The organism is Bradyrhizobium sp. CCGB20, assembly GCF_024199855.1.
Lineage (GTDB): Bacteria > Pseudomonadota > Alphaproteobacteria > Rhizobiales > Xanthobacteraceae > Bradyrhizobium.
In genome coordinates, this window is sequence record NZ_JANADN010000001.1 from 3884589 (window position 1) to 3897461 (window position 12873).

11 protein-coding genes and 2 pseudogenes are annotated in these 12873 nt (G+C 62.3%); 5 read left to right on the top strand and 8 right to left on the bottom strand.

The window, feature by feature from the left end:
• Positions 1 to 125 precede the first annotated feature (125 nt).
• Positions 126 to 2678 carry an excinuclease ABC subunit UvrA gene (gene uvrA / locus NLM15_RS17765; RefSeq protein WP_254118364.1) on the top strand — a complete coding sequence of 851 codons (2553 nt, stop codon included), beginning with the start codon at positions 126 to 128 and terminating at the stop codon, positions 2676 to 2678.
• Positions 2675 to 3280, top strand: coding sequence for a cysteine hydrolase (locus NLM15_RS17770; RefSeq protein WP_256565455.1), 606 nt, complete (start codon positions 2675 to 2677; stop codon positions 3278 to 3280). Before uvrA ends, NLM15_RS17770 begins: the two co-directional genes overlap by 4 nt.
• On the opposite strand, the gene NLM15_RS17775 is transcribed toward NLM15_RS17770, so the two are convergent.
• The 4 genes and pseudogenes from NLM15_RS17775 to NLM15_RS17790 all read right to left on the bottom strand — a co-directional run.
• Complete coding sequence (locus NLM15_RS17775; protein ID WP_254118365.1) at positions 3281 to 4486, bottom strand: oxalate decarboxylase family bicupin; 1206 nt, start codon at positions 4484 to 4486, stop codon at positions 3281 to 3283.
• Between the two features lie 13 nt (positions 4487 to 4499).
• Positions 4500 to 5588 (bottom strand): NADP-dependent oxidoreductase, encoded by a 1089-nt coding sequence (locus NLM15_RS17780; RefSeq protein ID WP_254118366.1) that lies wholly within the window; start codon positions 5586 to 5588, stop codon positions 4500 to 4502.
• 831 nt (positions 5589 to 6419) lie between these two features.
• A complete protein-coding gene (locus NLM15_RS17785) occupies positions 6420 to 7724 on the bottom strand; it encodes an AAA-associated domain-containing protein (RefSeq protein ID WP_254118367.1) in 1305 nt (434 codons plus the stop codon).
• 13 nt (positions 7725 to 7737) lie between these two features.
• Positions 7738 to 8142 (bottom strand): annotated as a pseudogene (locus NLM15_RS17790) (ABC transporter permease subunit); the annotation flags it as partial.
• On the opposite strand from NLM15_RS17790, the pseudogene NLM15_RS17795 reads away from it, so the two are divergent.
• Positions 8135 to 8590: pseudogene (locus tag NLM15_RS17795) on the top strand (TrbI/VirB10 family protein); the annotation flags it as partial. The pseudogenes NLM15_RS17790 and NLM15_RS17795 sit on opposite strands and share 8 nt — an antisense overlap.
• A 3-nt stretch (positions 8591 to 8593) precedes the next feature.
• A complete protein-coding gene (locus NLM15_RS17800; RefSeq protein ID WP_254118369.1) occupies positions 8594 to 8800 on the top strand; it encodes a DUF2274 domain-containing protein in 207 nt (68 codons plus the stop codon).
• 145 nt (positions 8801 to 8945) lie between these two features.
• Here NLM15_RS17800 and NLM15_RS17805 read toward each other — a convergent pair whose 3' ends face one another.
• Positions 8946 to 10040: a site-specific integrase gene (locus tag NLM15_RS17805; protein WP_254118370.1), complete on the bottom strand. Its 1095-nt coding sequence runs from the start codon at positions 10038 to 10040 to the stop codon at positions 8946 to 8948.
• Positions 10041 to 10175: 135 nt separating this feature from the next.
• On the opposite strand from NLM15_RS17805, the gene dusA reads away from it, so the two are divergent.
• Positions 10176 to 11171 carry a tRNA dihydrouridine(20/20a) synthase DusA gene (dusA, locus tag NLM15_RS17810; RefSeq protein WP_256565457.1) on the top strand — a complete coding sequence of 332 codons (996 nt, stop codon included), beginning with the start codon at positions 10176 to 10178 and terminating at the stop codon, positions 11169 to 11171.
• Between the two features lie 53 nt (positions 11172 to 11224).
• On the opposite strand, the gene NLM15_RS17815 is transcribed toward dusA, so the two are convergent.
• From NLM15_RS17815 to NLM15_RS17825, 3 genes are all read right to left on the bottom strand, one after another.
• Complete coding sequence (locus NLM15_RS17815; protein ID WP_254118371.1) at positions 11225 to 11893, bottom strand: outer membrane protein; 669 nt, start codon at positions 11891 to 11893, stop codon at positions 11225 to 11227.
• A gap of 186 nt (positions 11894 to 12079) precedes the next feature.
• The gene (locus NLM15_RS17820; RefSeq protein WP_254118372.1) at positions 12080 to 12634 is read right to left on the bottom strand and encodes a TIGR02281 family clan AA aspartic protease; all 555 of its coding nucleotides are present in this window, start codon (positions 12632 to 12634) and stop codon (positions 12080 to 12082) included.
• A gap of 28 nt (positions 12635 to 12662) precedes the next feature.
• On the bottom strand, positions 12663 to 12866 hold the full coding sequence (locus NLM15_RS17825; protein ID WP_254118373.1) for a DUF1289 domain-containing protein: 204 nt from the start codon (positions 12864 to 12866) through the stop codon (positions 12663 to 12665).
• Between the last annotated feature and the right edge of the window lie 7 nt (positions 12867 to 12873).

Genomic DNA, 12873 nt, shown 5'->3' on the forward strand with positions numbered 1-12873 from the left:
ATGTGCCTCATATCCTGCAATCATTGGAACGAACCGGCGCGCTAGGTAATGGTTCCAAGGCGCCGCATCTCAGGATCGACGGAGCCTCGAGCCGGTTATCTGTTCGAAGGCATTGGCAGCAAATCATGGACGACAAGGTTTACAAGCTGGAGCAGGGCGCCAGGCAATCGGCTACCGGATCTGTCAGGGTGCGCGGTGCGCGCGAGCACAATCTCAAGAACGTCGATGTGGATATCCCGCGTGATGCGCTGGTGGTGTTCACCGGCGTCTCCGGCTCGGGAAAATCGTCGCTGGCCTTCGGGACGCTGTATGCGGAGGCGCAGCGGCGGTATCTGGAATCCGTGTCGCCCTACGCCCGCCGCCTGTTCCACCAGATGGCCGTGCCTGAGGTCGACGAGGTCGAGGGGCTGCCGCCGGCGGTGGCGCTCCAGCAGCAGCGGGGATCTCCGACCACGCGGTCCAGCGTCGGCAGCGTCACGACGCTGTCGAACCTGTTTCGGATGCTCTATTCGCGCGCCGGTGATTATCCAAAGTCGCAGCCCCTGCTGTACGCCGAGTCCTTCTCGCCCAATTCGGCGGAAGGGGCCTGTCCGAAGTGTCATGGCCTAGGCCGCGTCTACGACGTGACCGAATGCTCGATGGTGCCCGACGATACGCTCACGATCCGTGAGCGCGCTGTCGCGGCTTGGCCAACGGCATGGCACGGCCAGAACCTGCGCGATATCCTGACAACGCTGGGCTATGACATTGATACGCCTTGGCGCGAGCTTCCCAGGAAGGACCGCAACTGGATCCTGTTTACCGACGAGCAGCCCACGGTTCCGGTCTATGCGGGCTATGACCTCAAGGAGGTCCAGCGGGCGCTGCGGCGGAAGGAGGAGCCGAGCTACCAGGGCACCTTCACCGGCGCCAAGCGCTATGTGATGGAGACGTTCGCCAACACGACCAGTGCAATGATGAAGAAGCGCGTCTCGCAATTCATGCTGAGCACCGAGTGTTCGGCTTGTCACGGCAAGCGCCTGAAGCCGGAGGCGCTGTCCGTCAAATTTGCCGGCATGGATATCGCCGACATGGCGCGCGTTCCGTTGAAGCAATTGGCGGCGCTGATGCGGCCTTATTGCGAGGGCAAGGCCGGCCGGCAGGACGCGCACCCGGAGAAGACGATCGTCGTGCGACGGATCGCGCAGGACCTGGGCGCGCGGCTTGGTGTGCTGCTCGATCTCGGTCTCGGCTATCTCACGATGGAGCGGAGCACGCCGACCTTGTCTCCGGGCGAGCTTCAGCGTCTGCGCCTGGCGACGCAGGTCCGCTCCAACCTGTTTGGCGTGGTCTATGTGCTCGACGAGCCGTCTGCCGGTCTCCATCCCTCCGACACTGAGGCGCTGCTCCGCGCGCTCGACCGGCTGAAGGCGGCCGGAAATTCACTTTTCGTCGTCGAGCATGAGCTGGACGTCGTGCGCCACGCCGATTGGATTGTTGATGTCGGACCCGATGCCGGCAGGCATGGCGGCGAAATCCTCTACAGTGGCCCCATTGACGGATTGAAAGCCGTCGAAAGATCGCGCACCGCAAAATACTTGTTCGGCCAGGCCGTTCCGCCGCAGCGGCGGCAGCGCTCGCCGCAAGGATGGCTCAAGCTGAGCGATGTCACGCGGAACAATCTCAGGGGGATCGACGTCGCATTCCCGCTGGGTGTGCTGACAACGGTCACCGGCGTGTCCGGCTCAGGCAAGTCCAGCCTGGTCAGCCAGTTCCTCGTCGAGGCGCTGAGTGGGCATTTTGGACAGTCGCATGCGACCGACGAAGACGGCAAAGACGTTCTTGAACGCGCGCCGGTCGAGACCTCGAGTGGCAAGATCACCGAAGGGCTCGATCGCCTGAAACGGCTGGTGGTCGTGGACCAGAAGCCGATCGGACGGACCCCTCGTTCCAATCTGGCGACCTACACCGGTCTGTTCGACGATGTGCGAAAGCTGTTCGCGCAGACGAAAGATGCGCGCCGGCGCCGCTTCGATGCCGGGCGATTCTCCTTCAACCTGCCGAAGGGCCGCTGCCCGAATTGTCAGGGAGAGGGCTTTGTCTGTGTCGAATTGCTGTTCCTGCCGAGCGTCTATGCGCCGTGTCCGGAGTGCCAGGGCGCGCGCTATAACAGGGAGACGCTCCAGATCAAGCTCAACGGAAAGTCGATCGCCGACGTGCTTGAAATGACCGTCGATGCGGCCCATGCGTTCTTCGCAGACAACGCCCACATCGCGAGGTCGCTCGATGTGGTCCGGCAGGTCGGGCTTGGATATATCCGCCTCGGTCAGCCCGCGACCGAGCTGTCCGGCGGCGAGGCGCAGCGGGTCAAGCTTGCCGCCGAGCTGCAACGCACCCAGCGCGCGGGAAGCATCTACATCCTCGATGAGCCGACCACGGGTCTGCATCCCTCGGATGTCGAGAAGCTGACTGTCCAGTTGGATGGGTTGGTGGAGGCGGGGAGCACCGTGATCGTCGTGGAGCATGACATGAGCGTTGTCGCGGCGAGCGATTGGATGATCGACATCGGGCCGGGCGCCGGCGACGAGGGCGGTCAAGTCGTCGCAGCCGGACCGCCGGCGGAGATCGCGCGACGTAAGTCGAGCCGCACGGCGCCCTATCTCGCGCGGGCGCTGGACGAACATCGGTTGCGATCATGAGCAGCAAGTCGGAGGTCGCCGAAATCCGGGATGCCGTGCACCTTTGCATCGACATGCAAAATATCTTTGCACCGGGCGGCCTCTGGGAAACTCCCTGGATGGAGCGGGTCTTGCCCGCGATCGCATCGATCGTGTCGCGCTACCAGATGAGAACCGTCTTCACGCGTTTTATCACCCCCCAGACACCCGAGGATCGACCCGGGCAGTGGCAAAGTTATTTTCGGCGTTGGCAGCTGGCCACGCGCGGCCAACTCCCGCCGTTCGCTCTCGACCTGGTGCCCGCGCTGGCGCGCTATGTTCCGCCGGTCCGCATCATCGACAATCCCGCCTATTCCGCGTTCAGCAATCCTGCCCTGGCAAGCCTGCTCATCGAAAAGGGCGTAAGCACCGTCGTCGTCACGGGCGCCGAGACCGATGTCTGCGTGCTCTCGACGGCGCTGAGCGCGGTCGATCTCGGCTTCAGGGTGGTCATCGTGGAGGATGCACTGTGCAGCTCGTCCGACATCGGGCATGACGCGCTGATGACGATGTATCGCACCCGCTTCTACGGTCAGGTTGATCTGGTCACGGCGGATGAACTGACAGAGTATTTGCCCGAATGACTACACGACCGGCTGCTTGTCCTTGCGTAGCTTTTCGATCACTGCGCGGTCGATGTTCAAGTGAGCCGCAACCAGCTCGGGCGGGGTTAGCGCCATCCATTGCGCGAGCGAGATATCCATGAAGCGGGGTGACTTGAAGAGTTCGAGGAAGCGCAGCGGTTCGTCGCCGGTGTTCTCGATGAAATGGCTCATCGACATCGGGACGTAACCGACGTCGCCGGCCCGGTAGTCGAAGGTTCGCGCCCTCGCTTCCGCCGCGAACACGGTCATCCGCGCCTGACCGGAGATGTAATATTGCCATTCGTCGGCGTTCGGATGCCAGTGCAGCTCCCGCATGTGGCCGGGATTGACCTCGACCAGCGCTGCCGCCACGTCCGTCGAGATCTTGAAGTTGCGGGTATCAGCGATGCGGACGTTGCCGCCAGGCGATTGCGTCGGCGGCTGCTGCGTCAGATGGAACACCATGTCGAGCGGAACGGCGCCGAGCGCGTCGTGCACCGCGTCTGTCTCGAGCTGCGGAGGCGGCGGCTCGGCCTGAAAGATGAAGCGCTCCTGCTTGGGAAGCTGATCGAGCGCCTTGGCGTCGATGGAAAGGTTCCTGGCCAACACGCCGGGGTCATTGTGAGCAAAGAGATCGGTGATCGCAAACGTGCTGTCCTCGGAGAACTCACCATCTGGAAACGCCAGCAGGAATTCGCAGCCATCGTCCGGCAGTCCCTGGATCGAGTGGGGAATGCCTGATGGAAAATACCAGAGGTCACCAGGACCGACATCGGCGATGAAATTGTGGCCATCATTGTCGACCGCTGTGATGCGGGCTTTGCCGGCCAGCATGAACGCCCATTCGGCCTGCTTGTGCCAGTGCAGCTCGCGAACACCGCCCGCTGTCAGGCGCATGTTCACGCCGGCCATCGTGGTCGAGATCGCCAGCTCGCGCTGCGTAACCTCGCGCGACCAGCCGCCGGTGCGGATCTTCATATGCGCGTCTGCAAATGAGAACCGCAGGTTCGGCACCGAGCCGTGGTCGGTGGAGGGTGGCCGCAATATGTCCGGGTTCTGCAATTCCCGCTCCGGGTTGCGCGGGCCCACGATCGTGGCGCCCTTGTCGCCGATGACGGGCTCGTTGCGCGGTTGGGCCGAGGCGGCTGCGGTGGCGCCGAGCGCGGCCGCAGCAGCGAGCAGGCTACGCCGGTTGGTCGTGTTCATGAGACGCTCCCGCTTAGCCGCATGTCAGCACGACCTTGCCGGCCGTATGACCGCGCTCCACGGTCGCCAGCGCCTGTGCAGCCTGCTCGAGCGGGAAGGTGGCCTGAATGTGCGGCTTCAGCTTGCCCGCATCGGCCAGCCTTCCGATTTCGGCCAGCTCTTCGCCATCGGGCTCGACCGTGTAGCGCATGGCCGTGACGCCAAGCGCCTTGGCGCGGTCCTCCGAGGGCGCGGTCAACGTCGAGACCAGACGCTCGCCTTTCCTGAGCAGCGCCCAGGAGCGCTCGCGAGTCTCGCCGTCGATCAAGTCGAAGACCATATCGACATCCTTGGCAACCTCCTCGAAGCGCTGCGTTTTGTAGTCGATCACCACGTCGGCCCCGAGCGATCGCGCGAAGTCGACGTGCTCGGTCGAGACGGTCGTTAGCACGCGAGCACCCATGGCCTTGGCGAGCTGGATTGCGAAATGGCCGACCCCGCCGGAGCCGCCATGGATCAACACCGTCTCGCCTGCCTTGAGCTTGCCGCGTCGAAACAGGCCTTGGTAGGCCGTCTGCCCGGCCAACGGGATGGCCGCCGCCTGAACATGATCCAGCCCCACGGGCATGTCGGCAACCGCGCGTTCGTCCAGGACGACGCGCTCGGCGTAACCGCCGCCGAATACGGGGACCATGCCGAAGACGGCGTCGCCCGGTCGAAAGCGTGTTACTTGCGCGCCGCAGGTCTCCACAACTCCGGAAACGTCCCGTCCTGGCGTATAGGGCAGGCGGTCCTTCTTCACTGAGGGATATTTGCCAGACCTGATCTTGAAATCGACGGGATTGATGCTCGCTGCGCGGACCGAGACCAGGATCTGGCGCGCGTCGGGGCCCGACTGTTCGAGCCGTTCTACGCAAAGATCCCCGCCAAATTGGTGAAATCGAACCTTGATGAATTCTGCCATGACGGCTGACGCTGCAACGAAGAGAGAGTTCCTAATTTTGCGCGCGCGGCGGGAGGCGGAATTTTCACATAGCCTAATGCGAAAAGCAGATGACCGGGTAAAATCCTCGTTAGGTAGAGGGTTACGATAGCGATGGATCGCGTCGAAGGGGTTTTGCAATCACATGGATGATTCTGAGCTGACCGGTTGGGACGCCATACTTAGGCGCGTGGCGCTGCCGTATCTTGCGATTATCGTCTGCATCGCGCTCGCGGTTTGGCTGACTTGGCGCCATTTGATCTAGGCCATGTACCTATGAACCACAGGCAATGTCCCGCTTTGAGCCGATCCCGACCTCTCTTGCGCGGTCGCAGAAAATGACGCGATGGCCAGAAGCGGAAGTCAGTCCGTCGATGAATGAAAGGGCCGCCAACTGAGGCGGCCTTAAGGATAGACGCTCACAAGCACTCCGGCGACGAAGATCACAAAGCCAACGATGGCGACGCCAAGGCAAACGCGCGCGTAAACTGACTGAGTTTTCTTGAAACGGCGCCGATGCTTGACCATGGCACGCTCCTTCGTTTGAGGAAGGTGGGAGCGCTGTGATGGCGTTCTCATCACCGATGAATACTTGGGGCCGAGCGCGCATTGCCGCAAAGCGAGTACCAGACCGCTGGCGGGCGAGAGTTAGATCATGTGTTAGAGTTCGGAAAATCCTTGACATGCGGATGCCCGGATCGACGGGAAATCTGGATTGTTTTGCGCAGTGTCCTTATGTCGAGTGCGATTGAATTGATGTGGATGGCTACCTCGGGATCAACGACTGTCGATCCGCCGGGAGGGCGACGCGCGCGGGAATTGTACGCCGGAAGATGAAGAAACACTGAATGCGAAGCCTTCGAATCCAACGCAAGTTTCGAATAGGGCGTCAAGAAGCTTAGCGTCGGTTCACTTTACCGAGATGAATCCTCATCATCCATCGTTCGGGAAAGTGAGCGCAACGAGATCGTATCATTTGGGGTTTTCCAGGCTGAACGTCTCCGACTGCTCGTTATAGGCGAAGAGCTCGGCATAGCGCCCCCAGGACACCACCGTCTTGAGCGTCTCGTCGGCATAGTCCTCGGACATGTAGTCCTCGAGCTCGTTGCGGAACCGCGCCGCAGGGGCGGCATGCGAGGGGCGCTCGTCGAGCACGCGACGGATCAGTCCGATCAGGGGCACGTGAGCGGTGAGATGGTCGGCGAAGAGCGTCTTGCGGGCGTCGGTCGCAAGATGGGCGAAGCACTTGCCAGCCTCGGTGAGCAGCAAATCGCCTTCGCTGAGCTGAGCGAAGCGCAGGAGCTGGAGGGATTCGCCGAGGTGGAGGATTTCGTCGGCCTCGAGCTGGAGCTGGCTCGCCAGCACCGGCAGGTCGGCATGTCCGTGATAGGGCGGTCCCGCCAAGGTCTCGATCAGGCCGGACAGCACGTTGGAGGACACGTGGTGCAGGGTCATGCCTACTCCGGCGCTGGGTATATCTTCGACCGAGGGCGGCTTGGGCTCCGCGCGCTGGGTCATGCGGGCGTAGATGCCGTCGACTAGCTGGCGGAAATGCGGATCGAGCCGGTTGCGCGGATGGCCCAGCTCGACCTTGATCTCTGCGGCCACGCGTCCCGGATTCGACGCGAACACCAGGATCCGATCGCACATCAGGACGGCTTCCTCGATATTGTGAGTTACCATCAGGATCGACTTGATCGGTAAGCGGCCCTCGATCCAGAGATCGATCAAATCGGTGCGCAGCGTCTCGGCGGTCAGCACGTCGAGGGCTGAAAACGGCTCATCCATCAACAGCAGGTCCGGATGCACGACCAGCGCGCGCGCGAAGCCAACGCGCTGGCGCATGCCGCCCGACAGCTCCTTAGGGAAGGCGGACTCAAATCCGTCGAGGCCGATCAGGTCGACCGCTGCCAGCGCCCGTTTGCGCCGCTCGATGGCATCGACGCCGAGCGCCTCGAGCCCAAGTTCGACGTTCTGGAGCACCGTCAGCCACGGAAACAGCGCGAACGACTGAAACACCATGGCGACGCCGTTCGGCGGTCCGATGATGGTCTGGCCGCGGCAGCTCGCGCTGCCCGAGGAGGGCGCGACGAGGCCGGCGATGATCCGCAGCAAGGTGGACTTGCCGGAGCCGGAGCGGCCGAGCAGGCCGACGATTTCGCCCGAGCGGATCGTCAGATCGACCTTGTCCAGCACCAGCAGCTCTTCGCCGCTGCCTTTCGGGAAGGATCGGCAGACACCGCGGATGTCGATGAGTGCAGAGGGTTGATCGAGCATGATGGTCTCCTCGTCAGCCGAGCCGCAAGCGCCGCTCGCCGAAGGCGTAGAGCGGTCGCCAGATCAGGCGGTTAAACAACGTCACGAGAATGCACATCGCGGCGATCCCGAGAACGACGCGCGGGAAGTCGCCGGCTTCCGTCGCCGATGCGATATAGGCGCCGAGGCCCATGGCCTTCAGATGGGTGTCGCCCCAGCTCGCGACCTCCGCGACGATTGATGCATTCCAGGAGCCGCCTGAGGCGGTGATCGCACCGGTGACGTAATAGGGAAAGATGCCGGGCAGGATCACCTTGAACCACCACCGCCATCCGCCGAGATGGAGGCTGCTCGCGGCCTCGCGCAGATCAGTCGGAAAGGCGCTCGCGCCTGCGATGACGTTGAAAAGTATGTACCATTGCGTGCCCAGGATCATCACGCAGGGGACACGGCTTGTGGGCAAGTACGATAGCATCGTGGCTTTTGGCCAAAAGCGGGCACTGGTCGTCTGGACACGGCTCATCTTGCCGAACGGAAACTCCATCGTGATCGAGAACCTTCCAGCCACGGACGTCGCAGGCTATGCCGGGCTCGAGGATGAGGTGGACTTCCATACCTGGCAATTGCTCAAGGGCGTCGCCTTGGCGACCTTGATTGGGGTGGGGACACAGCTCTCGATTGGCAGCGACGAGAGCGATCTCGTTAAGGCTTTGCGGGAAAGTGCACAGCAAACGACCAATCGTGCCGGCCAGCGCCTAGTGGAGCGCGAGCTCGACGTGCAGCCCACGATTACGGTGCGGCCGGGCTGGCCGCTGCGGGTGATTGTTTCGAAGGATCTGGTGCTAAAGCAGTATTCGGACCATCAGGCGGCGGCGAAGGGCAGGTGAGGGATGAGGCTTGCAAAACTGCCTGACCGGACGCCGGTGAAGATGAGCGTTGTGTTCACTCCGGCTCTTGCGCAACGGCTCCGAGAGTATGCGGACTTCTATGCAGAGATTTACGGCAACAAGGAGGAGGTTGCCGACCTAGTACCGTTCATGCTTGAGGCATTTCTCGAAAGGGATGGGGCGTTCAAGAGAAAAAAGAGCAATACATAAGTCGCGATTCAAACTACCGTCGCAAATGACCGGCTCGATCATCAGGGCGCGCAGACGGCGTCCTGTTTTTTGATGCATCTACTATTTCATCCAGCGTCAGTTCAACAGGCTGACTCAACTTCAGATTTTTGGAGACTTAACCTGCCTACGCGTTTGCCATCATTCGCATGAATTCCTCCAAGGAGGGCTGTGGCGCCGTTTGGAGCTTATGAAGCTCCTCTGGCCTCAACTTCGTGTAACGCCGCAACGTTCGACAATCTTTGTGACCGGTTACCAATGCGACTTTTTCGATTGGCAACCCTGCTTCGAAGAGGCGACTGGTGCCTTCGTGCCGCAGGTCATGGAAATGCAGATCCTCAATCTTCAGTTCTTCGCAAGCCCGTGCGAATGCCTTGCTAATTGAACGATGGTTATAAGGAAACACGCGGCCCTGGCCCCTTGTGATGATCCGCTGCTGGAGCAGGATCTCCCAAGCATCGTAACCAGTCAGATTAAGAAGCGGCACTTTCTGGTCGTTGCCTTCCTTTTCTCTTGGATCCTTACGATCTCGAATTAATAGGATCCTCTTGTTCATGTCGACGTCGGGCCAACCGGGCCGGCAAATCTCTTCTTGCCTCATCGTCGTCGCGACGGCGTAGCGGACGATGCGCCCCATGGGGATGACTTGGCGATAATTGGACTCGAAGTACATGATGAGCTCGTCAAGCTCATCCTGGGTTGGTCTGCGATCTCGCTCGTCGGACTTTCCAACAAGACCCAGATGTTTGAGCGCCGCCCGCGCGAGGCGAACTTCTTCGGCGGAAACCTCGATGCCATGGACGGCTGCTGCGTGCGTCGCGACGGTCCTAATGAACGACATGTCAATCGCAAGGGTTGCTGGTCCAGCACCTTCCTTTGCTCGCTTTCTGCCATATTCGATTAACCGCGCGCGATCGAGCCTAGGGAGCTTTGTGGATCCGAGGTCGTCCTTCAGCGCTTCCAGGACGGCTGCTTTGGATCGGCGAGGAGGCCGGCCGACCTCGAGCATATCTTCGATGTGCAAATCGATGATATCGGCGAAGGTTTTTGCTCTTACCGCAGCGCGCGGCTTTGGCGATCCCTTCCGATCGATGTTGCATTCCATATCGAGTGCCCATTCCTCGCCGTCCTTGCGCCGGCGGAAGGTCTCTGACACGTAACGGTTCTTGCGGCGGACCTGGACGCGCCAGTTCCCAGAGGGCAACTGAGTGAAGGTGGCCATGGTCGTGTGCACTTCCTAATTCGTGTGCGCTACGTGTGCGCTGAAAGGTCAAAACGGGTACAAACGTGTGCAATTTCGGCTAGTTTGAAGTGCACACGTTCCTGCTTCATCCTATTGAGACTGTAGGGTAAATAATTGAAATCGCAAGACTATCGCTTTTCTGTGGCGCCGATGATGGACTGGACCGACCGGCATTGCCGGGTGTTCCATCGTCACCTGACGCGGCGGGCGCTGCTCTATACGGAGATGTTGACCACTGGCGCCGTCATTCATGGCGACCGGGAGCGGCTGCTTGGGTTCGACGCGGTCGAGCATCCGGTGGCGCTTCAGCTTGGCGGGTCGGATCCGCGCGAACTCGCGCTGGCCGCGCGGATTGGCGAAGAATTCGGCTACGACGAGATCAACCTCAATGTCGGCTGCCCGTCCGACCGCGTGAAGGATGGGCGCTTCGGCGCGTGTCTCATGGCGGAGCCGGAGCTCGTGGCGAGGGGCGTCGATGCGATGAAGCGCGCAGTCGCCGTTCCGGTCACAGTGAAATGTCGCATCGGCATCGATGACCAGGATCCGGAAGTCGCGCTCGATAAGCTTGCGCGCGGAGTGGTTGCGTCCGGCTGCGACGCGCTGATCGTGCATGCCCGGAAAGCCTGGCTGAACGGTCTGTCGCCGAAAGAGAACCGCGACATCCCGCCGCTCGACTATGATCGCGTCTATCGCCTCAAGCGCGCGATGCCTGACGTGCCAGTCATCATCAACGGCGGCATCCCGGGCATTGACGAGGCGAAAGCTCATCTTGAGCACGTCGACGGCGTGATGCTCGGCCGCGCTGCCTATCAGGAGCCGTGGCGGCTGCTCTGCGTCGATCAGGACATCTTCGGTGAGGCGGCGCCGCATGCGACCATGCAGGACGCGTTCGAGGCGATGATGCCGTATATCGAGCAGCAGCTCGCGCGGGGCACGCGGCTGCACGCCATCACGCGGCATTTCGTCGGCGCATTCCACGCCGTGCCCGGCGCGCGCGCCTTCCGCCGCCATCTTGCCGAGCAAGGGGTGAAGCCGGGCGCTGGCGTGGACGTGCTGCGCGATGCCATCGCGCGTGTCGGTGCGCGCGCTCCGGCGGAGGCTGCGGCCTAGCCGCAAGCACGTGAAGAGCCGGATCGTGACATCCGGCTCTTCGTCGATCTGGCTCAGCGGAGCAGATCGAAGTGATAATTCACGCCGACGCGGAAGGTGTGGAATTTGGCGGCGTTCCAGTCCGGCAAATCGTCATGCTTGAATTCGGTGTAGAGATACTCGGCCTTGGCCGACCATTTCGGCAGGAACGCCCATTCGACGCCGCCGCCCGCGGTCCAGCCCATCTTCATCTTGTTGATCGCGCCGTCCTTCAATTCGCCGGCGGCCAGACCCGCGGTCCCGAAGAACAGCAGGCGTGAATCCATCGTCGCGATGCCGGCGCGGGCGCGGCCGGTCATGTACCAGGGCAGGCTGACTGCGGCGCTGTTGAGCGCGTCGTGGTTCTTGATGTCTCCGCCTTCGAAGTCGTTCTCGATGCCGACCACGAACATCGGAGAGAGCTGGTAATTGTAGCCGATCTGCACGCCGCCGACGGCGCCCTTGACCTTGCCGCCGCTCGTGCCGACGAGATTGTTGAAGGCGTCGTCGCCGCTCTCGGCATAGCCGGCGTTGAAGCCGGCATAGAGACCCGTCCACGAATACACCGGCTGCGGCGCCGTATAGGCGGAGGAGGGCGCCGCATAGCGCGGTGACAGGTCCGCAGCACAGGCGCTGCCTGCGGCGAACGCCGTTACAAGGGGCAGCGCGCGCATCGTGCGGCGTAAGGCGGCTCTTGCAGTCATGGTGATCAATCTCCCTCTTGGCCGCATCCTCGGGGGAGCAGCACTCGTCCAACCCAGATCCGGGAATGGACTTCTTATAAGCCGACTGGACGGTTTGTAAATGGCGCAAATGACACACCCACGCGCTTTTGCGGCGCACGGCCTGACGTCACTGGGCCAGGATGAATTGCGGCTGTCGTGAACGGTCTAGTCGACCGCGGTGCGCGAACGGCGGTGATTGCTCAGAAGCTCCGGGTAGCCTGTGAGCATCAGCTTGTCGGCGCGCACGCCCCAGCTCTCCAGGCGGTCGAGGAAGCTCATGCCGAGCAGGTTGGTCTTCATCTGCCCGCGCTGCACGACGAGGGCGGGCACCGATTTCTCGACGAGGTGGCCGACGGAGAGGCGGTCGAGCGTGAGGCGCGCCGCCTTGGTGTGGCCGCCGGCGGTTTCGAGATCGACGTCATATTCGAGCATCTCGAGCGGCAGCCCGATCGCTTTCGCGGTTTCCCAGGTCAGCACCACGGAGGTCGCACCGGTGTCGATCACCATCGGTGCGGCGACGCCGTTGATCTTGGCACGCAACGCGAATTCGCCGCCCTGGCCGCGCTGGATCTGTACGGCGGGAGCGGGCGTTGCTGCCGGTCTGCGAAATATGTGCGAGACCTTGTTGCTCGCGCGCGCGATCTGGTCGGGATCGCCATAGGCGACGACGGCACCGGCCGTGCCGGCGAGCATGACGAGAACGAGCAGGAAGCGGATCATCGCGCGCCTCCGAAGGCACGCAGGCCGATCAGGCGCGCTTCGGCGATCCCGCGATCGGCGCGAGCCCGGCGTCCGCCATGCGTGCCGGCAACAGCGCCATCACCGCGAGCCGTTCCGCGCTCTCCATGGCGTGCCAGCGCGCGATCTCCGGCAGGGTCCGGCCGCAGCCGAAGCACAGCCTGGTCTTGGGATCGATCATGCAGACGGCGACGCACGGCGTTTCTTTGCTCATGTGGACA